A 17,562-nucleotide genomic window follows, 5' to 3' on the forward strand; every position below is an offset into this window, starting at 1 on the left:
GCCGCGCCCGCTCAGCCGAGCGCGCGGGCCATCACGCGGCCGAGGCGGGCGGCGAAGGCGCGCGGATCGGCCGGCGCCTCGCCGTCGGCGACGCGCGCCTCGTCGAGAAGCAGGCGCGCGGCATCCTCGCGAAGGGCCGCCTCGCCGGCGTCGAGCCCCGCCAGCCGCGCCACCAGCGCGTGGCGCGGATTGACCTCGAGGATCGGCTTCGACGCCGCACCGCCGAGGCGCCCGGCGCTCGCCAGCAGGCGCTCGAGCTGCCGGTCGATGCCGCGGTCGGGCGCGACCAGGCACACGGCGCTGTCGGTGAGCCTCTCGCTGGCCCGCACGTCCGACACGTCCGCCCCCAGGGTCTCGCGCAGGTAGGCGAGGAATCCCTCGATCTCCGGCGCCGTCTCGGCTTCCGGCGCCTCGGCGCCCTCGCGCAGCGGGACCGCGCCGAGATCGGCGAGCCCCTGCGTGACCGAGCGCAGCGGCTTGCCCTCGAACTCGGGCACCATGGAGGTCCAGAACCCGTCGACCTGGTCGGTGAGGAGCAGGACCTCGACGCCGCGCGCGGCGAACCCCTCGAGCTGGGGCGAGGCGGCCAGCCGGTCGGCATCGGCGCCCACGGCGTAGTAGATCGCCGCCTGCCCGTCCTTCATCGCGGCCACGTAGTCGCCGAGGCTGCGCGGGGCCTCGCCGGACGCGGTGGTGCGGAAGCGGGCGATGCCCAGAAGCGCGGCCCGCCGGTCCTCGTCCTCGTAGAGCCCCTCCTTGAGGACGGCGCCGAAGTTCTCCCAGACCTCGGCGTAGCGCCCCGGCTCGTTCTCGGCGAGCTTGCCGAGTTCCGACAGGACGCGGTTGGTGACGCCCTTGCGGATCGCCGCCACGACGCGGCTCTCCTGGATCATCTCGCGCGAGACGTTGAGGGGCAGGTCGGCCGAATCCACGAGCCCGCGCACGAAGCGCAGCCAGCGCGGCAGGATCTCGGCCTCGTCGGTGATGAAGACGCGCCGCACGTAGAGCTTCATGCGCCCGGCGCGGTCGGGATCGAAGAGGTCGAAGGGTTTGGAGCCCGGCACGAAGGCCAGCACCGTGTATTCGTGCAGGCCCTCCGCGCGGTAGTGCAGCGTCAGGGCCGGATCGTCGAACTGGCCGGCCAGGGTGCGGTAGGCGTCGGCGTAGTCGGCGGCCGAGATCTCCGACTTCGGCCGCGTCCACAGGGCGGCGCCGTCGGCGATGCGCTCGGGCTCGGCGTCCGGCGCCCGGCGCAGCGCGATCGGCACGGGCACGTGGCCGGACTGGGCGCGCACGGTGCGCTCCAGCGCGTCGGGATCCAGATAGGCGCCGGCGTCCTCCTTCAGGTGCAGGGTGACGCGGGTGCCGCGCGCGGGCGCCTCCGCCGGGTCGGCCGTGCCGACCGTGTAGGTGCCGAGCCCGTCCGAGCTCCAGCGCGCCGCCGTGTCGCCGCCGGCGCGGCGCGACACGACGTCCACGCGGTCGGCGACCATGAAGGCGGAATAGAACCCGACGCCGAACTGGCCGATCAGCCGGCTCTCGCCGCCCTTGGCGCTTTCGGCCATCCGCTCCATGAAGGCGCGCGTGCCCGAGCGCGCGATGGTGCCGAGCGCCTCCGCCATCTCGGCCTCGGTCATGCCGATGCCGTTGTCCTCCACGGCGAGCGTGCGGGCCGCCGGGTCGACCGTCAGCGTGATGGCCGGCTCGCCGCCCCCGTCCAGCAGCGCCGGATCGGCGATCGCCTCGAAGCGCAGCTTCTCGCAGGCGTCGGCCGCGTTGGAGACGAGCTCGCGCAGGAACACGTCCTTGTCCGAGTAGACCGAGTGCACCATCAGGTGCAGCAGCCGCGCGACGTCCGCCTCGAAGCTGCGCGTCGTTTCGCCCGCGCCCGTTTCCGCCGTCATTCCGTGATCCCTCGAATGAAGAAAGCCGAGCCGCGACATGGCGGCTCGGCCCGGCGGTTTCAAGCGGAAACGGCGGCGCTCAGATGTCGAAGTTCTGCGGCAGCAGCACCAGGTCGCGCACCACCGTGTTGCGCGGGCGCGTCAGCATGAACAGCACCGCTTCGGCCACCTCCACGGGCTCGAACAGGGCGCCGTTCTCGATGGCGCGCTTCAGGTTCTCGGCCGGCCAGTCCTGGACGAGGGGCGTGACCACCGGGCCCGGCGCGATGGCGCCGACGCGCACGCCGTGCCTGGCCACCTGCCGGCGCACCGCGTGGACGAAGGCCTGCACCGCGTGCTTGGAGGCGGTGTAGACCGGCTCCCAGGGGATCGCCTGGTGCCCGGCGACGGAGCTCGTGACGATCACGTCGCCGGTGCCGCGGCCGATCATGTGCGGCAGCACGGCGTGGACGCCACGGAACACGGCGTTGACGTTGAGGTTCAGCATCCGATCGAAGGCTTGCGGGTCGCCGTCCACGAGGTCGCCGCCGATGTAGGACCCGGCATTGGCGTGGAAGATGTCGAGCTGCCCGGCCGCCTCCAGGATGCGCGGCAGCATCGTCTCGACGCTCGCGCCATCGGTGATGTCGACCTTGAGCGCGCTCGCGCCCTGGCCGAGGTCGGCCGCCGCCGCTTCGAGGCGCTCGTCGTTGTTGTCGACCACGAAGACGCGCGCGCCGGCTCCCAGCATGGCGCGCGCGCATTCGAGGCCGATGCCCGACGCGCCGCCGGTGACGGCCGCGACCTTGCCCGCGAGTTTCCCTGTCATGGTGATTGGTCCTCCCGTTGAAACCCTGCCGCGCTCAGCGCGTGAGATAGCCGCCGTCCACCGGCAGCACCGCGCCGGTCACGTAGCTCGCCGCCGGCGAGCACAGGAACAGCGCGCAGGCCGCCACCTCCTCGGGCCGGCCGTAGCGCCCCATCGGCGTCATGCGGCGCCAGACCGGGTCCCAGTCCGGATTCTCGAAGCCGCCGCGCGTCATGTCCGTATCGATGTAGCCGGGCGCCACCGCGTTGACGCGGATGCCTTCGGGCGCGAACTCGCTGGCGAGGCTCTTCGTCAGCATGTGCACCGCCGCCTTGGACGCGTTGTAGGCGGCCTGGTTCTGCGGGATGTTGGCGATGAAGCCCGACACCGAGCCGACGTTGAGGATCACGCCCTCGCCGGCCGCGCGAAGGTGCGGCAGCGCCGCGCGCGCGAAGCGGAAGACCTGCGCGACGTTGGTCGACAGGATGAGCTCCAGCCGCTCGTCGTCGAAGGTTTCCGTGTCGCCGTGCGAGGCGACGCCGGCGTTGTTGACGAGGACGTCGATCCGGCCGAACCGCTCCATCGCCTGCGCCACGGCGCGGGCCGGCATCTGCGCCTCGCGCAGGTCGCCCCTGGCCACGTCGAACTCGATGCCGGCGGCGCGCAGGGCCTCCTCGCCCTCCGGATTGTCGCGGCGGGCGGTGACCAGGCAGCGCGCGCCCGCCCCGCCGAGCGCCAGGGCGATGGCGAGCCCGATGCCGCGATTGCCCCCGGTGACCAGGGCCACCTTTCCGTCCAGTCGAAACCGGTCCTGCATGTTCGCTCTCCTCGTCTTCGGGCGTTGGATCTTCAGGCGCCGGCCGGTTCCGCCTCGCCCGCCAGGAACCGCTGGTGCAGGATGCAGGCGGCCCCGAAGGCGGCCCCGAAGGTGGGGTCGGCGTTGACCACGATGCCCGGCAGCGGAAAGCCGGGATCCTGGATGCGCGCCCAATGGGCGGCGACGCGCGCGCCGACCAGCGGATAGAGGGCGGCGAGCGAGCCGCCCAGAACGATCTGGTCGGGATCCACCAGCCGGCAGCCCTGGGCGAGGCCGAAGGCCATCGCGCGGGCCCAGCCCTCGGCGATCGCCACGGCGCCCGGCGCCCGGTCCTTGACCTCGCCCAGGAACCCCGCCAGCGTCGCCGCGCCCTCGGGCGCCGCGGCGCGGTAGGCCGACAGGATCCCCTCCAGCCCGACCAGCTCCTCCAGTCGGCGGGGCGCGCCGGCGGCCTCGGGCAGGAGAAGGTGGCCGATCTCGCCGGCCAGACCGTGGCCGCCGCGGAACAGGGTGCCGTCCACCAGGATCCCGCCGCCGACGCCGGTCTCCAGCACCAGGGCGAGCGTGACGCCCGGCCGGGCGGCGTCGCGCCCGTAGGCGTCGCCGATGGCGAAGGCGTTGGCGTCGTTCTCGGCGACCACGGGCACGCTCGCGGGCAGGTGCGCGCGCATCAGCGCCGCCGGATGCACGTCGCGCCAGCCGAGGAGCGGCGCGTTGCGCACGCGCCCGCTGCGCTCCATCTGCGCCGGGATCGCGATGCCGAAGCCCTCGCAGCGCGCCCAGCCGTCGGCCGGCAGCGCCTCTCCGGCAAGGCGCGCGGCGGTCCGGAAGGCGGCCTCCAGCCCCGCCGCCGGGGCGTCGAAGGCCTCGAGGCGACGGGCGATCACGGTGGCGGACAGGTCCACCGCGACGAAGCTGATGTGCTCGACGCCGATCTCGACGCCCGCGAAGAACACCGCGTCGGGCCGCAGCTCGAGAAGGATGCCGGGCCGACCGGCCCGCCCCCGCCCGCCGGGGCCGACCCCGTCCTGCGCCCTGCCGGCGCGCGCCGCCCCCTCGCCCCCGTCCGCCACCTCGCGCACGAGGCCCTCGGCGGCGAGCGCCGTGACGATGTGGCCGGAGGAGGAGCGGTTGAGCCCAAGGACGCGCGCCAGGTCCGCCCGGCTGAGCCGGCCGTGGCGATGCAGCGCGCGCAGCGCCGCCATCTCGCTGCCCTGCCGGACGCGGCGGGGCGCGGGGTCGAGGGGGATGGCGTGCGACACGGGACGGCCTCGGGGCGGACGGGCGGCGGGAGCCGGGCCCGTCAGGGCCGCGCGTTCGTGGCGCCCCGGCGCTTCGCCTCGTCCTGCTTCAGCTCGATGAAGGTCTTGGCGTGTCGGGCGAGCGGCATGTTGTCGGTCCAGGTGTCGCGCCAGATGGCGCAGGCGAGCGAGAGCGCCTCGTCCACCACGGCGCTGGAGAAGGACTCGAAGGTTATGTTGCGCGCGTAGCCGATGTCGAGCAGCGCGTCGAAGATCCGGTCGAAGTCGACCACCCCGTCGCCGAGATAGCCGCGGTTGCTCTCGCCGATGTGGAAATAGCCGAGCTTGTCGCCGGCCAGGCGCAGCGCGGCGGCGGGATCGGCCTCCTCGATGTTCATGTGGAACGTGTCGAGATGGAGCCGGACGTGGTCGGACCCGGTCTGGGCGATGAAGTCGAGCCCCTGGGCGGTGGTGTTGAGGACGTTGCTCTCGAAGCGGTTGACCACCTCGAGCACGAGGTCGACCCCGGCGTCCCTGGCGATGTCGGCGGTCCTGGCGATGGCGGCGACGGCGTTCCGGCGGCCGCGCTCGGTGGGCATGGCGCCGTATTTCGTGTGGGCGGAGTAGAGGATGCCGCCCAGCGTCCGGCCGCCGACGTCGCGCACCGCGCGCACCGCGTCGGCCAGGAGCGCCTCGCCCGCCTTCACCGTGGCCTCGTCGGTGCTGGAGACGTCGGCCGACAGGGGCAGGCCCATGGTGACGGCGATCTCGATGTCGAGCGAGCGGGCCTTCTCGCCCAGCCGGTCGAGGTCGAACCGCTCCGGGCGCAGGTAGGCGAACTCGATGAGCCGGTAGCCGCACTCGGCCGATCGGTCGAGCGCACGCTCCAGTTCGTCCTGCGTGCCGCCGCCCGTCCACACGAACGAATGGATTCCGAGTCGCGCCATCGCCCCCTCCTCACCTTTATTGTTGGATTGCGCAACAAAGTCTCGGCGCTGGTGATTTGTCAAGGCGGCGGCTATGTTGCGACGCATATCGACGGTTTTGCGTCGCAAACAATGCGCTTTCACTATGAGATCGTTCGGCGCCGACGACGATCAGCAGCCCAATCCGGCTCTTGCAGCCTTTCTTGCGCCCGTTGCAACATAATTTGACAGATTGTGCAACAAATGTTGTGCGGCCCGCCGCGATGCGCTAGGCATGACGTTACGGCCCCGTTCACCCGCCCCCTATGGCGGGACGCAAGGCCCATTTTTCCAGAGGAGAAACCGCCCGGCGCGACAAGGGCGGGTGCAACGATCCGCCGGCAAGGCGGGCCTTCGGGAGGAAGACGACACCATGAAGCGCACATTGGGTACGAGCCTGATCGCTCTGACGATCGGCCTCATCGGCGGCCTGTCGGCCGCGCACGCGGACTTCTGGTCCGACGCGGGCGCCAAGTACAAGGGCGTGACGCTGCACGGCGTGACCGAGAGCACGCCGCCCTCGAACTACGTCAAGGACGTCCTGGCCAAGCAGTTCGAGGAGAAGACCGGCATCAAGGTCGAGTTGGAGACCACCTCCTGGGACCAGATGTACGACAAGGCGATCAAGGACATGGAGGCCAAGACCGGCATCTATGACATGGTCTATATCGAGCAGGACATCGTCTACGCCTACCTGCAGCGCAATTTCCTGACCGACATCACCAAGACGCTGGCCGACAATCCGGACCTCAAGGCGCCGGATTTCGACGAGAAGAACTTCACCACCTTCGCCGACTATTTCCGCGGCAAGGACAACGACCTCTTCGGCGTGCCGATGGAGGCCTTCGTCAAGATCTACCTCTACCGCAAGGATCTGTTCGACGACCCGGCGGTCAAGGAGGCCTTCAAGGCGAAGACCGGCAAGGATCTCGCGCCCGCCAAGACGCACGAGGACTACACCCAGATCGCCGAGTTCTTCACCGAATGGGGCAAGGAGCACGGCGAGCAGCTCTGGGGCACCACCTCGCAGGCCCATACCGGCCACCCGGCCTCCTGGTACGAGTACGTCGAATCGTGGCTGCCGACCTTCGGCGTCTACAACTGGGGCATCAACGCCGACGACAACTACGCCGCCACGGTGGAGCACGGCGGCACGATGAACAGCGACAAGGCCAAGGCCGCGCTGAAGTACCTCCTGCACCTGCGCGACATCGCGCCGCCCGAATCGGCCGCCAGCACCTGGTCCGAGGTCGCCACGACGTTCGCCGCCGGCCGCGCCGCGCAGGGGCTCGTCTACGGCGAGAACGCCGCCTGGATCGCCTCCGACCCGTCCAAATCCAAGGTGGTCGGCAAGGTCGGCATCGCCCTGCCGCCGCTCTCGGACGGCGTGATGGCGGACGCGGAATCGGGCAAGGGCTACATCGGCTACTACGACGGCGGCGCCTTCGGCATCCCCGTCACCGCCAAGAACCAGGACGCCGCGCTGCTGTTCCTGCAGTTCATCGGCCAGAACTCGGTGCAGCCGGACTGGGCCGTGGTCGCGCCGCGCGTCACCAACACCGCCACCTACGACGATCCGAAGGTGAAGGAGATGGATGCCAAGCTCGGCGGCTACTACACGATGATGAAGGACCAGGGGAAGCTCTTCGCCGGCGCCCCGAAGTATCCGTTCCACGCCCAGGTCCGCGAGACGGTAGCCCCGATCTTCTACCGCATCCTGACCGGCGAGGTTGGACCGGACGAGGGTCTCGACCAGATGGCCGAGGCGACCGAGCAGGAACTGACCAACCTCGGCTACCGCAAGTAGCCCCGAGCGGCCGGACGAGGGGGGACGCAAGCCGCGCCCCCCGTGTCCGGCCCCCGCCGTCCCGACCTCGTGCGCCGCCCGGCCCGCCGGTCCCTCGGCCGCAAGCCTCTCGAGAGGATGGTTTCATGCGTTCCAACACGGTCGGCTGGCTTCTGCTCGCCCCGACGATCCTGATCCTGGCGACCTTCGGCATCGTGCCGTTCGTCTACGTGCTCTACGTCGCGTTCCACCAGTGGAACCCGTTCGGCGCCAGTCCCGACATGATCTACAACGGCGCGAACAACTTCCGCCGCCTGGTGTTCGACCGGGAGTTCCTCCTCGCCATCTGGTACACGCTGAAGTTCGCCTTCTTCGCCGTGTTCTCGGAAGTGGTGATCGGCTACCTGCTCGCCCAGCTCTTCATGCGCGAGTTCCCCGGACGCGGCTTCTTCCGCACCATCCACACGCTGCCGCTGATCGTCGCCCCGATCGTGGTCGGCTCGGTCTGGCGCCTCCTGACGACGCCCTCGATCGGCATCATCCCCTACTACCTCAACGCCTGGTTCGGCTACGAACTGAACATCGGCCGCGACGCTGGCGCCGCCTTCGCGCTCACCGTCATCATGGACATCTGGCACTGGACGCCGCTGGTCACGCTGACGCTCCTCGCCGCGCTCGTGTCCTTGCCCAAGGAGCCGTTCGAGCAGGCCCAGATCGACGGCGCGAGCCGCTGGCAGGTGTTCTGGCACATCACCCTGCCGATGATCCGGCCGGCGATCCTGGCCACCGTCTTCATCCGCCTGATGGACGCCCTGCGCACGGTGGACGAGGTGTGGATGCTGACCGGCGGCGGCCCGGGCGCGGCCACCCGCTACATCGGCCTCCACATCTGGAAGGTCGTGTTCCCCAAGACCGACTACGGCTACGGCTCGGCGATCTCGGTGATCGTCCTCTACCTGACGCTGGTGATGTGCTGGATCCTCTACGTCGCCCTGGTGGCTCCGCGCACGAAGAAGAAGAGGACGTTCTGATGCGCCAGTCCCGCCCCTGGGCGAGCGTCCTGCTCTGGATCGCCCTCAGCTTCCTGACCCTGTTCCCGATCTACTGGCTCTTCGTGATCTCGGTGAAGCCGGCGGTGGACCTGTTCACCACGCCGAGCGTCATCCTCGACACCGTGTTCTGGGACAACTACGCCGACGTCCTCACCAACGACACGCTGCGCCGCTACATGATGAACTCGATCATCATCTCGAGCGGCAACGCGGTGCTGTGCACCACGCTCGCCTTCATGGCCTGCTACGCCCTGTCGCGCTACGACCTCGGCGGCAAGGAGAACATCTTCTTCTGGACCATCACCAACCGCATGGCGCCCGCCGCGGTGTTCCTGCTGCCGTTCTTCCTGCTGTTCACGCAGGTCTTCACGATCGGCGACTTCCGCCTCTACGACACGCGGATCGGCATGATCCTCCTCTACTGCACCTTCAACCTGCCCTTCGCGATCTGGACGCTGCGCCCCACGATCGACGGGCTGCCCAAGGAGCTCGACGAGGCGGCGACGGTGGACGGCGCCTCGACCTGGCAGGTGATCCGCGAGGTGATCTTCCCGCTCGCCCGGCCGGGCCTCGCGGTCACGCTGATCCTGACCTGGGTCTTCGCATGGAACGAGTTCCTCCTGGCCGCCACGCTCACGAGCTTCAACGCCCGCACCATCACCACGGGCCTGTCGGAATACGTCACCACCACGGGGACCGAGTGGGGCACGATGGCCTCGATCGCCATCATCACGCTCATCCCCGCCCTCGTCGTCTTCGCCGTCGTTCAGCGCCACATCGTGGCCGGCCTGACCTTCGGCGCGGTGAAGGAGTAAGCCCATGGACAAGACCGTCGACCTCGACGCCGCCGACGAGGAAGCCGCCGCCGCCGAGCGCCCCTCGGGGCGCCAGGGCTTCCTGCCGATCGCCACCAACTGGTTCGACCGGCTGTTCATCGGCATCTACCTCTTCGTCGCGCTGGAGCTTCTCTGGATGCGCTTCCTGGAGCAGGCCATCCCGCTCACCGTCTGCCACGTCGTCGCGATCGCGCTGGGCGCGCTGATCGTGTGGAAGGGCTGAGCGGGCCCCGCCCGCCCCGTCCACCCCGGCCCCACTTTCCCAAGGTTCCCCATGGCACAGGTCACCATCCAGAACGTCGTCAAGCGATACGGCCAGGTGCAGGTCATGCACGGCGTCGACGTCGATGTCGGCGACGGGCAGTTCGTGGTGCTGGTCGGCCCCTCGGGCTGCGGCAAGTCCACGCTCCTGCGCATGATCGCCGGGCTCGAGGCGATCTCGGGCGGCACGATCTCGATCGGCGGGCGCGTGGTCAACGACGTGCCGCCCAAGGACCGCGACATCGCCATGGTGTTCCAGTCCTACGCGCTCTACCCGCACAAGACGGTGGCCGAGAACATGGGCTTCGCGCTCAAGATCAAGGGCGCTCCGAAGCGCGAGATCGAGGCCAAGGTCCGCAAGGCCGCCGCGATCCTCGATCTCGAGAAGTATCTCGACCGCTACCCGAAGGAGCTGTCGGGCGGCCAGCGCCAGCGCGTCGCCATGGGCCGCGCCATCGTGCGCGATCCGCAGGTGTTCCTGTTCGACGAGCCCCTGTCCAACCTCGACGCCAAGCTGCGCGTCGCCATGCGCGTCGAGATCAAGGAGCTGCACCAGCGCCTGAAGACCACGATCGTCTACGTCACCCACGACCAGATCGAGGCCATGACCATGGCCGACAAGATCGTGGTCATGCGCGACGGGCGGGTGGAGCAGATCGGCGCGCCGCTCGACCTCTACGACAACCCGGTCAACACGTTCGTGGCGGGCTTCATCGGCTCGCCCGCCATGAACTTCGTGCACGGGCGCATCGAGGCGGGGCCCGAGGGCGTCGTGTTCGCCGCCGAGGGCGGCGCGCGCCTGCCGCTCGGCGAGCGCGCGGCCGAGATCGGCCGTGCCGCGACCTACGGCATCCGGCCCGAGCATATCGACATCGGACCGGGCGGCGTGCCCGCGCGCGTCTCGGTGCTCGAGCCGACCGGCTCGGAGACGCAGGTCTTCGCCAAGGTCGGCAAGGATTCGCTCGACGCCGTGGTCAAGGACCGGATCGCGGCGCGGCCCGGCGAGGAGATCTCGCTGCGCATCGACACGCGCCGCGTCCACCTGTTCGACCGCGAGACGGGGCAGCGGCTGTGAGCGCGGCCGTGGACTTCGCGAGCCGGCGCGTCGTGGTCACGGGCGCGGGCAAGGGCATCGGGCGCGCCACGGCGCTGATGCTGGCGCGCCGGGGCGCGCAGGTGGTCGCGCTCACACGCTCGGCGGCCGACCTCGAGACCCTGGCCGCGGAGACCGGCTGCGAGGCGATCGTGGTGGACCTCGCCGACGCCGACGCCACCCGCGCGGCCGCCCGGGCGGCCCTGCCCGCCGACCTCCTGGTCAACTGCGCGGGCACCACGGAGCTCGAATCCTTCCTCGACGTCTCGGTGCGGAACTTCGACCTCCTGTACGCGGTGAACACCCGCGCGCCGATGATCGTCGCGCAGGAATACGCCCGCGACCGGATCGCCGGGGGCCGGACCGGCGCGATCGTCAACGTGTCGAGCTGCGCCTCCTTCGTCGGCATTCCCGACCATGCGGCCTACTGCGCCTCGAAGGCCGGGCTGGACGGGCTCACCCGGGTCATGGCCAAGGAGCTCGGGCCGCACGGCATCCGCGTCAACGGCCTCCATCCGACGGTGACCATGACGCCGATGGCCGTGAAGGCCTGGAGCGACCCGGACAAGGCCGCCGGCATGCTCGCCCGCATCCCGCTCGGCCGTTTCGCCGAACCCGACGACATCGCCGAGGTGATCCTGTTCCTCCTGTCGGACGCGAGCGCCATGGTCCACGGCCTGTCGATGCCCGTGGACGGCGGCTACATGATCGCCTGAGGGCCGCACGCGCGCCGCGCCCAGGCGCCGTGCCCCGCCGGCCCGACCCGCGTCTGTTTGCCGGCTACCGCACGGCACGCCCCTTCCCCGAAACGCCGCCGGCTCGCCCCGGCCTCCGAGGACATCCCCGCATGAGCCAGGACATCGACGCCCTGAAACGGGCGATCTGCGACATCGGGCGCCGGGCCTGGGCCAAGGGCATGGGCGCCGCCAACGACGGCAACGTCACCGTGCTCCTAGACGACGGCACGCTCCTGTGCACGCCCACCAACACGTCCAAGGGCTTCATGACGCCCGACATGATCTGTCGCATCGACCGGTCGGGCGCACCGGTGGAGGAGAGCGCGTGGCGGCCCTCGTCCGAGACGCGCATGCACCTCACCGTCTACGACGCGCGGCCCGACGTGCGCTCGGTGGTGCATGCCCATCCGCTCTACGCCACGGTGCACGCGATCTGCGGCAAACCGCTGACGCAGCAGATCATGCCGGAATCCACCATGTTCCTCGGCGAGGTGCCGCTGACCCCCTACGGCCTGCCCTCCACCGAGGAGCTGTCGGACGCGATCCGCCCCTACCTCGCCCGGCACGACGCCGTGCTCCTGCAGAACCACGGCGCGCTGACCTGCGGCCACGACCTCCAGTCGGCCTGGTTCAAGATGGAGGCGCTCGACTACTACGCCAAGGTCGTCTTCCTGGCCTCGCAGTACGGCGGCGCGCACGAGTTCGACCAGCGCGAGGTGGACCGGCTCGTGGCCCTCAAGAACCAGCGTTTCCCGGCCCCCGGCCGCCATCCCTTCATCGACCGCTGAGGAGTTTTCGCGATGTTTCAGGACAAGTTCAGGCTGGACGGGCGGGTGGCCGTGGTCACCGGCGGCGGGCGCGGCATCGGCCTGTCGATCTGCGAGGCGCTGGCCGAGTTCGGGGCCCGCATCGTGATCGCCGACATCGACCGGGCGGTCGCGGACGCGGGGCTCGCGGCACTGCGGGGCAGGGGCTTCGAGGCGGAGGCGCACGTCCTCGACGTGACGAAGCCGCAGGAGGTGGAGGGCTTCGCGCAGCGCATCGTGGAGGCGCACGGGCGCGTCCACGTGCTGGTGGCGAACGCCGGCATCGCCCTGTCGGGCGTGGCCGCCGAGGACACGGAGGACGATCGGTGGCTCCAGGTCAACGACGTCAACTACAACGGCGTCTTCTGGTGCAACCGCGCCTTCGGCCGGCACATGCTGAAGGCCGGCGGCGGCGCGATCGTCAACATCGGCTCGATGTCGGGCTTCATCTCCAACCGCCCGCAGAAGCAGACCTACTACAACGCCTCCAAGGCGGCGGTGCACCAGATGACCTCGTCGCTGGCCGCCGAATGGGCCGACCGGGGCGTGCGCGTCAACGCCGTCGCGCCGACCTACATCGAGACGGAGATGACCAAGTATCGCGACGACAACGACGGGATGATCGACGTCTGGCTGCGCGACACGCCGATGCACCGCATGGGCCAGCCGCACGAGATCGCCTCCGTGGTCCACTTCCTGGCGTCCGACGCCGCGAGCCTGATGACCGGGGCTACCGTGCTGGCCGACGCCGGCTTCACCTGCTGGTAGAGCTCAGTCCGCGGCGACGATCTCCATCGTGCCGTCCGGCGCGGTGGAGACGGCGAGCGCCTCGTAGCCGGAGACGCGCGGATGGGGCGTGTCCATCGGGTGGCCGTGCGTGGCGTCGATCACCAGCACCGCGCCGCCCGCCGCCTCCGCCGCGCGGATGCCGGCCGGGGCGTCCTCGAAGATCAGGCAGTCCTGGATGCTTTGGCCGAGACGCTCGGCACCCAGGAGAAAGCAGTCGGGCGCCGGCTTGCCGTTCGCCACGTCCTCGCCGGTGACCATCAGGGCCGGCACCGGCAGGCCGGCCACGGCCAGCCGTCGCTCGGCCAGCGCGCGCGGCGCCGAGGTGACGATCGCCCAGCGCTCGGGCGGCAGCGACTTCAGGAAGATCGCAGCGCCCGCGATCTCCACGATCCCCTCCACGTCGTCGATCTCGGCCTGTACGAGCGCCGCGATCTCGGCTTCCAGGACGTCCTCCGGCACGCCGACGCGGCGCATCGTCTCCACCGCCCGCATGCCGTGAATGGTCGGCAGGAAGCTGTCGACGTCCAGCCCCTGGCGGCGCGCCCAGGCACCCCAAACCCGTTCGGCCGCCACGATCGAGTTGAGGATCGTGCCGTCCATGTCGAACAGGAAGCCGGCAAAGCGGCGGCCGGGAAAGGGGTGCTGCGTCATGGGATCCGGAAGGTTCGGGGGAACGGGACCCTTCCTTGCCGCAAAGGGAGGGGCGCCACAAGACCCCGCCGGCCGACGACCCGGCCGCGCGACGCACGGGTTTCTGGAAACCTTCCAACCTCCGGCGAGTTGACAGGGGAGCAGATAACATGGAGCAGGATATGATCGCGCAGCCGGTACGCTACGGTCCCGAGGTCGAGACGATCCGTCCCGACGAGGGCGAAACCGTCCAGGGGCTCAAGGACGCCTTCGACACCATCCTCGAGCGCACGGCCGAGGACTACGGCCATGCCGTGCGCTCGGTGCACGCCAAGGCGCACGGCATCCTGGAGGGCGAGCTGGTGGTGGACGCGCACCTGCCGCCCGAGCTCGCCCAAGGCCTGTTCGCGCGGCCGGGCACCCACAGGGTGCTGATGCGCATGTCCACCAATGCCGGCGACATCCTGCCCGACGCGATCAGCCTGCCGCGCGGGCTGGCGCTCAAGGTGTTCGACGTGCCCGGCGAGCGCCTGCCCGGCTCGGAAGGCGCCGCCCAGGACTTCGTGATGGTGAACGGCCCGGTGTTCCAGGCCAAGACCGCCGACAAGTTCCTGGGCAACCTGAAGATGCTGGCCGCCACCACCGACCGGGCCGAGGGCGCCAAGAAGGTCGTCTCCTCCGTGCTGCGCGGCGTCACCTCGGCGCTCGGCGCGGTGGGCATCGAGAGCCCCGCGCTGAACTCGCTCGGCGGCGCGCCGAACGTCGAGCCGCTGGGCGAGACCTACTATTCCACCACCCCGTTCCGCTACGGGGCGCACATCGCCAAGTTCAGCCTGCGGCCCGTGGCCCCCGCCATGACCGCGCTCGCCGGGGAGACGATCGACGTCGACGGGCGCGACGACGCCATCCGCGAGGAGGTGCGCCGGGAGATGGCGGACATGGACGCCGAATGGGAGTTCCGCGTCCAGCTCTGCCGCGACCTCGACCGGCAGCCGGTGGAGGACCCGACCGTGGAATGGGACGAAGCCGAGGCGCCGTTCCAGCGGGTCGGCATCGTGCGCGCCAAGGCGCAGGACAGTTGGGACGCGGCGCGCGTCCAGGCGGTCAACGAGGAGATGCGCTTCTCGATCTGGACCGGCATCGCAGACCACCGGCCGCTCGGCAACATCAACCGCGCCCGGCGCGAGCCCTACCGCCACTCGGCCGACTTCCGCGCCCGCTTCAACGGCTGCCCCTATCACGAGCCGTCCTGAGGCGGAGGCGGGTCGCCGCGCGCCCGCTCGGGCGAACCGGTCGCGCGCTCGCGCGTTGACCGAGCCCGAGGGAGACCGTCCGATGACGTTTCGCAAAGCCCCGGCGGCCGCCCCGCCCCCCGTCCGGCCCCGTCCGCCGACGCCCACCGGCGGCGCTCCGTGATGGCGATCCGCCCGCAGGCGAGCCTGACGCTCGACGCGCAGGTGCTCGCCGAGCGCCTCCGCCACTGGCCCGACGGGCATTTCGAGGGCCTCTACGAGGGTCGGCGCTTCGGCGTCACGCTGCATCGCTCGCGAGACGCGCGCCGGAGCTGGATCTACGCGGAGGAGCGCGGCGGCGGCGACTTCGTGAGCGCCAACCTCTACCGGCTGAGCGACGGCGAGACGCTGCTGCGCCCTTGCGAGATGCCGGCCGAGGTGGTGGCCCGCTTCATCATAGGGCTCAAGCCCGAACCGCCGCGTTAAACCTTCGTCAACCACGACCGCCGAGGCTCCCCGGGATCCGACCCACCATCCCGGAGAGACCCCAATGCGCCGCTCACCCCCCTCGCCCCGGATCGGCATCGCCTTCGGCATGCTGGTCCTCGCCCTTCCCCTCGTGGTGATCGCAGCCGCGACCTGAGGCGGCGGGGCGGGCCTTCCACCCCAAGGAGACACCCCATGGCCCCGCGCCCCCACGTCGTCTGCCACATCACCTCCTCGATCGACGGGCGGCTTCATCCGAGCCGTTACACCGCCAGCCCGGACGGAACGGTCAAGGACTGGAGCGGCGCCTACGAGGCGATCCACGAGCGCCTGGAGGGCGACGCCTGGCTGGTCGGCCGTACCACCATGGCGGAGATGGCCAAGGGCGAGGCGCACCCGCCCGCGCGCTTCGACCCGCCTGCCCGGCCGATGCACCGCGCTCCCGGCGGCGACCGGCGACCGCTGGCGATCGCCCCCGACACGCACGGCCGCTTGCATTTCCGCGGGCCCGAGGTCGGCGGCGATCCGGTTCTGGTGCTGCTGGGCTCGTCCGTGTCCGACGCCCACCTCGCCGAGCTCGCCGCCGACGGCGTCAGCTACCTCGTGTCCGACGGGCCGGAGGTCGACCTCGGCCGGGCCCTCGCGGTGCTGGCGGACGAGTTCGGCGTCCGGCGCCTCCTGGTGGAGGGCGGGGCGGCGATCAACGGCTCGTTCCTGGCCGCCGGGCTGGTGGACGAGCTCAGCGTGATCGTGGCGCCGGCGCTGGACGGGGGCACCGAGACGGACAGCATCGTCGCCTTCGGCCGGGACGGGCTCCGGGGCCGTCTGCAGCTCTCGCTCCAGTCGGCCGAGGCGATCGAGGGCGGCGCGTTGCACCTTCGCTACCGCGTGCTGCCGGGTTGAGACGTCGGCCGCAAGGCCCGGCGCCGCGCTCAGGCGTCGCGGCAGTCCCAGGCGGGGAACGGGTCCGGAAGCCTCGCCCAGGCCTCCGGCCGGAACCCGTCGGCCGCCACGAGGCAGGCGTCGAGGCGGGCGCGCAGCGCCGCCTCGTCCATCGGGTCGGTGCCGATGAAGACGATCTCCTGGCGCCGGTCGCCCCAGACCGGATCGATCACCGGCGCCATGGCGCGCCGCCATTCGGGCAGGTCCGGCCAGCGGCTCCGGGGCACCGAGGCCCACCAGAGGCCGCGACGCTCGGTGCGCACCAAGGCGCCGGCCTGCGCCAGCTCGCCCACGTGGTCGGGGCGCGTCGCCAGCCAGAAGAAGCCCTTGGCGCGGATCACGCCCGGCCAGTCCCCGTCCACGAAGTCCCGGAACGCGTCGGGTCGGAACGGCCGGCGGGCCCGGTAGACGAAGGAGCGCACGCCGTACTCCTCGGTCTCGGGCACGTGGTCGGCGAAGCCGTGCAGCTCCTTGTACCAGAGCGGGTTCTCCTGAGCCTTCTCGAAGTCGAAGAGGCCGGTGCCGAGAACGTCGCCCGGCGCGATGCGCCCCCAGTCGGTCTCCACGAGGCGCGCACTCGGGTTGAGGGCGCGCACGATCTTGAGCGCGGCGTCGCGCTGCGTGGGCGCGGCGAGCGACACCTTGTTGAGCACCACGACGTCGGCGAACTCGATCTGCTCCACCAGGAGATCGACCAGCGTGCGCGTGTCGTCCACGCCGAGCGACTCCCCCCGCGCCCGGAGGAAGTCGGTCGAGCCGTAGTCGCGCAGGAGATGGGCGGCGTCCACCACCGTGACCATCGTGTCGAGCCGGGCGACGTCCGACAGGCTGCGCCCCGCCTCGTCGCGGAAGTCGAAGGTGGCGGCCACCGGCAGCGGCTCGGAGATGCCGGTGGATTCGATCAGGAGATGGTCGAAGCGTCCCGCCTCCGCCAGCCGGCGGACCTCGAGCAGGAGGTCCTCGCGCAGCGTGCAGCAGATGCAGCCGTTGGTCATCTCCACCAGGGTCTCCCGGCTGCGCGCGAGGTCCGCCCCGCCTTCGCGCACCAGGGCCGCGTCGATGTTCACCTCGCTCATGTCGTTGACGATCACCGCGACGCGCAGGCCGTCGCGGTTGTTCAGCACATGGTTCAGGACCGTGGTCTTTCCGGCGCCCAGGAAGCCGGACAGGACGGTGACGGGCAATCGCTGCATGGAAC

Annotated in this window: 18 protein-coding genes; 11 read left to right on the top strand and 7 right to left on the bottom strand. The window is 70.8% G+C overall.

Features of this window, described 5'->3' with window-relative positions:
• Positions 1-11: 11 nt before the first annotated feature.
• From htpG to D3218_RS04750, 5 genes are all read right to left on the bottom strand, one after another.
• On the bottom strand, positions 12-1,904 hold the full coding sequence (gene htpG / locus D3218_RS04730; protein WP_119538747.1) for a molecular chaperone HtpG: 1,893 nt from the start codon (positions 1,902-1,904) through the stop codon (positions 12-14).
• A 79-nt stretch (positions 1,905-1,983) separates the two neighbouring features.
• Complete coding sequence (locus tag D3218_RS04735; RefSeq protein WP_119538748.1) at positions 1,984-2,712, bottom strand: SDR family oxidoreductase; 729 nt, start codon at positions 2,710-2,712, stop codon at positions 1,984-1,986.
• Between the two features lie 34 nt (positions 2,713-2,746).
• Positions 2,747-3,508 carry an SDR family NAD(P)-dependent oxidoreductase gene (locus tag D3218_RS04740; protein ID WP_119538749.1) on the bottom strand — a complete coding sequence of 254 codons (762 nt, stop codon included), beginning with the start codon at positions 3,506-3,508 and terminating at the stop codon, positions 2,747-2,749.
• A 32-nt stretch (positions 3,509-3,540) separates the two neighbouring features.
• Positions 3,541-4,770 (bottom strand): ROK family transcriptional regulator, encoded by a 1,230-nt coding sequence (locus D3218_RS04745; RefSeq protein WP_245414919.1) that lies wholly within the window; start codon positions 4,768-4,770, stop codon positions 3,541-3,543.
• 41 nt (positions 4,771-4,811) lie between these two features.
• Positions 4,812-5,696, bottom strand: coding sequence for a sugar phosphate isomerase/epimerase family protein (locus D3218_RS04750; RefSeq protein ID WP_119538750.1), 885 nt, complete (start codon positions 5,694-5,696; stop codon positions 4,812-4,814).
• 391 nt (positions 5,697-6,087) lie between these two features.
• On the opposite strand from D3218_RS04750, the gene D3218_RS04755 reads away from it, so the two are divergent.
• The 8 genes from D3218_RS04755 (at position 6,088) to D3218_RS04790 (ending at position 13,053) form a co-directional block, all read left to right on the top strand.
• Positions 6,088-7,521, top strand: coding sequence for an extracellular solute-binding protein (locus D3218_RS04755; protein ID WP_119538925.1), 1,434 nt, complete (start codon positions 6,088-6,090; stop codon positions 7,519-7,521).
• Positions 7,522-7,646: 125 nt separating this feature from the next.
• Complete coding sequence (locus tag D3218_RS04760) at positions 7,647-8,531, top strand: carbohydrate ABC transporter permease (protein ID WP_119538751.1); 885 nt, start codon at positions 7,647-7,649, stop codon at positions 8,529-8,531.
• A complete protein-coding gene (locus tag D3218_RS04765; protein WP_119538752.1) occupies positions 8,531-9,367 on the top strand; it encodes a carbohydrate ABC transporter permease in 837 nt (278 codons plus the stop codon). Before D3218_RS04760 ends, D3218_RS04765 begins: the two co-directional genes overlap by 1 nt.
• Before the next feature lie 4 nt (positions 9,368-9,371).
• The gene (locus D3218_RS04770) at positions 9,372-9,611 is read left to right on the top strand and encodes a DUF2160 family membrane protein (RefSeq protein WP_119538753.1); all 240 of its coding nucleotides are present in this window, start codon (positions 9,372-9,374) and stop codon (positions 9,609-9,611) included.
• 51 nt (positions 9,612-9,662) lie between these two features.
• Positions 9,663-10,724: an ABC transporter ATP-binding protein gene (locus D3218_RS04775; protein ID WP_119538754.1), complete on the top strand. Its 1,062-nt coding sequence runs from the start codon at positions 9,663-9,665 to the stop codon at positions 10,722-10,724.
• Positions 10,721-11,458: an SDR family oxidoreductase gene (locus tag D3218_RS04780; protein WP_425359286.1), complete on the top strand. Its 738-nt coding sequence runs from the start codon at positions 10,721-10,723 to the stop codon at positions 11,456-11,458. Before D3218_RS04775 ends, D3218_RS04780 begins: the two co-directional genes overlap by 4 nt.
• 131 nt (positions 11,459-11,589) lie before the next feature.
• The gene (locus D3218_RS04785) at positions 11,590-12,267 is read left to right on the top strand and encodes a class II aldolase/adducin family protein (protein ID WP_119538755.1); all 678 of its coding nucleotides are present in this window, start codon (positions 11,590-11,592) and stop codon (positions 12,265-12,267) included.
• Positions 12,268-12,279: 12 nt separating this feature from the next.
• Positions 12,280-13,053 carry an SDR family NAD(P)-dependent oxidoreductase gene (locus tag D3218_RS04790; protein ID WP_119538756.1) on the top strand — a complete coding sequence of 258 codons (774 nt, stop codon included), beginning with the start codon at positions 12,280-12,282 and terminating at the stop codon, positions 13,051-13,053.
• Between the two features lie 3 nt (positions 13,054-13,056).
• Here the strand turns inward: D3218_RS04790 and D3218_RS04795 are convergent, their stop codons facing one another.
• Entirely contained in the window at positions 13,057-13,725 is a 669-nt protein-coding gene (locus D3218_RS04795) for an HAD-IA family hydrolase (protein WP_119538757.1), read from the bottom strand.
• 149 nt (positions 13,726-13,874) lie between these two features.
• Between D3218_RS04795 and D3218_RS04800 the strand changes: the two genes are divergently transcribed.
• The 3 genes from D3218_RS04800 to D3218_RS04810 all read left to right on the top strand — a co-directional run bounded on the left by D3218_RS04800 (position 13,875) and on the right by D3218_RS04810 (position 16,325).
• The gene (locus tag D3218_RS04800; protein ID WP_245414920.1) at positions 13,875-14,957 is read left to right on the top strand and encodes a catalase family protein; all 1,083 of its coding nucleotides are present in this window, start codon (positions 13,875-13,877) and stop codon (positions 14,955-14,957) included.
• Positions 14,958-15,119: 162 nt separating this feature from the next.
• Positions 15,120-15,422, top strand: a complete 303-nt coding sequence (locus tag D3218_RS04805) for a hypothetical protein (protein WP_245414921.1) — start codon at positions 15,120-15,122, stop codon at positions 15,420-15,422.
• A 195-nt stretch (positions 15,423-15,617) separates the two neighbouring features.
• The gene (locus D3218_RS04810) at positions 15,618-16,325 is read left to right on the top strand and encodes a RibD family protein (RefSeq protein ID WP_119538758.1); all 708 of its coding nucleotides are present in this window, start codon (positions 15,618-15,620) and stop codon (positions 16,323-16,325) included.
• A gap of 29 nt (positions 16,326-16,354) precedes the next feature.
• On the opposite strand, the gene D3218_RS04815 is transcribed toward D3218_RS04810, so the two are convergent.
• Positions 16,355-17,557: a GTP-binding protein gene (locus D3218_RS04815; RefSeq protein ID WP_119538759.1), complete on the bottom strand. Its 1,203-nt coding sequence runs from the start codon at positions 17,555-17,557 to the stop codon at positions 16,355-16,357.
• Between the last annotated feature and the right edge of the window lie 5 nt (positions 17,558-17,562).

The sequence above is a fragment of the Aureimonas flava genome, from assembly GCF_003583935.1.
Taxonomy (GTDB): domain Bacteria; phylum Pseudomonadota; class Alphaproteobacteria; order Rhizobiales; family Rhizobiaceae; genus Aureimonas; species Aureimonas flava.

Excerpts from the sequence above, each read along its gene's own strand:
- htpG (WP_119538747.1), bottom strand. The coding sequence starts at position 1,904 with ATGACGGCGGAAACGGGCGCGGGCGAAACGACGCGCAGCTTCGAGGCG.
- D3218_RS04735 (WP_119538748.1), bottom strand. The coding sequence starts at position 2,712 with ATGACAGGGAAACTCGCGGGCAAGGTCGCGGCCGTCACCGGCGGCGCG.
- D3218_RS04740 (WP_119538749.1), bottom strand. The coding sequence starts at position 3,508 with ATGCAGGACCGGTTTCGACTGGACGGAAAGGTGGCCCTGGTCACCGGG.
- D3218_RS04750 (WP_119538750.1), bottom strand. The coding sequence starts at position 5,696 with ATGGCGCGACTCGGAATCCATTCGTTCGTGTGGACGGGCGGCGGCACG.
- D3218_RS04755 (WP_119538925.1), top strand. The coding sequence starts at position 6,088 with ATGAAGCGCACATTGGGTACGAGCCTGATCGCTCTGACGATCGGCCTC.
- D3218_RS04760 (WP_119538751.1), top strand. The coding sequence starts at position 7,647 with ATGCGTTCCAACACGGTCGGCTGGCTTCTGCTCGCCCCGACGATCCTG.
- D3218_RS04765 (WP_119538752.1), top strand. The coding sequence starts at position 8,531 with ATGCGCCAGTCCCGCCCCTGGGCGAGCGTCCTGCTCTGGATCGCCCTC.
- D3218_RS04770 (WP_119538753.1), top strand. The coding sequence starts at position 9,372 with ATGGACAAGACCGTCGACCTCGACGCCGCCGACGAGGAAGCCGCCGCC.
- D3218_RS04775 (WP_119538754.1), top strand. The coding sequence starts at position 9,663 with ATGGCACAGGTCACCATCCAGAACGTCGTCAAGCGATACGGCCAGGTG.
- D3218_RS04785 (WP_119538755.1), top strand. The coding sequence starts at position 11,590 with ATGAGCCAGGACATCGACGCCCTGAAACGGGCGATCTGCGACATCGGG.
- D3218_RS04790 (WP_119538756.1), top strand. The coding sequence starts at position 12,280 with ATGTTTCAGGACAAGTTCAGGCTGGACGGGCGGGTGGCCGTGGTCACC.
- D3218_RS04795 (WP_119538757.1), bottom strand. The coding sequence starts at position 13,725 with ATGACGCAGCACCCCTTTCCCGGCCGCCGCTTTGCCGGCTTCCTGTTC.
- D3218_RS04800 (WP_245414920.1), top strand. The coding sequence starts at position 13,875 with ATGGAGCAGGATATGATCGCGCAGCCGGTACGCTACGGTCCCGAGGTC.
- D3218_RS04805 (WP_245414921.1), top strand. The coding sequence starts at position 15,120 with ATGGCGATCCGCCCGCAGGCGAGCCTGACGCTCGACGCGCAGGTGCTC.
- D3218_RS04810 (WP_119538758.1), top strand. The coding sequence starts at position 15,618 with ATGGCCCCGCGCCCCCACGTCGTCTGCCACATCACCTCCTCGATCGAC.
- D3218_RS04815 (WP_119538759.1), bottom strand. The coding sequence starts at position 17,557 with ATGCAGCGATTGCCCGTCACCGTCCTGTCCGGCTTCCTGGGCGCCGGA.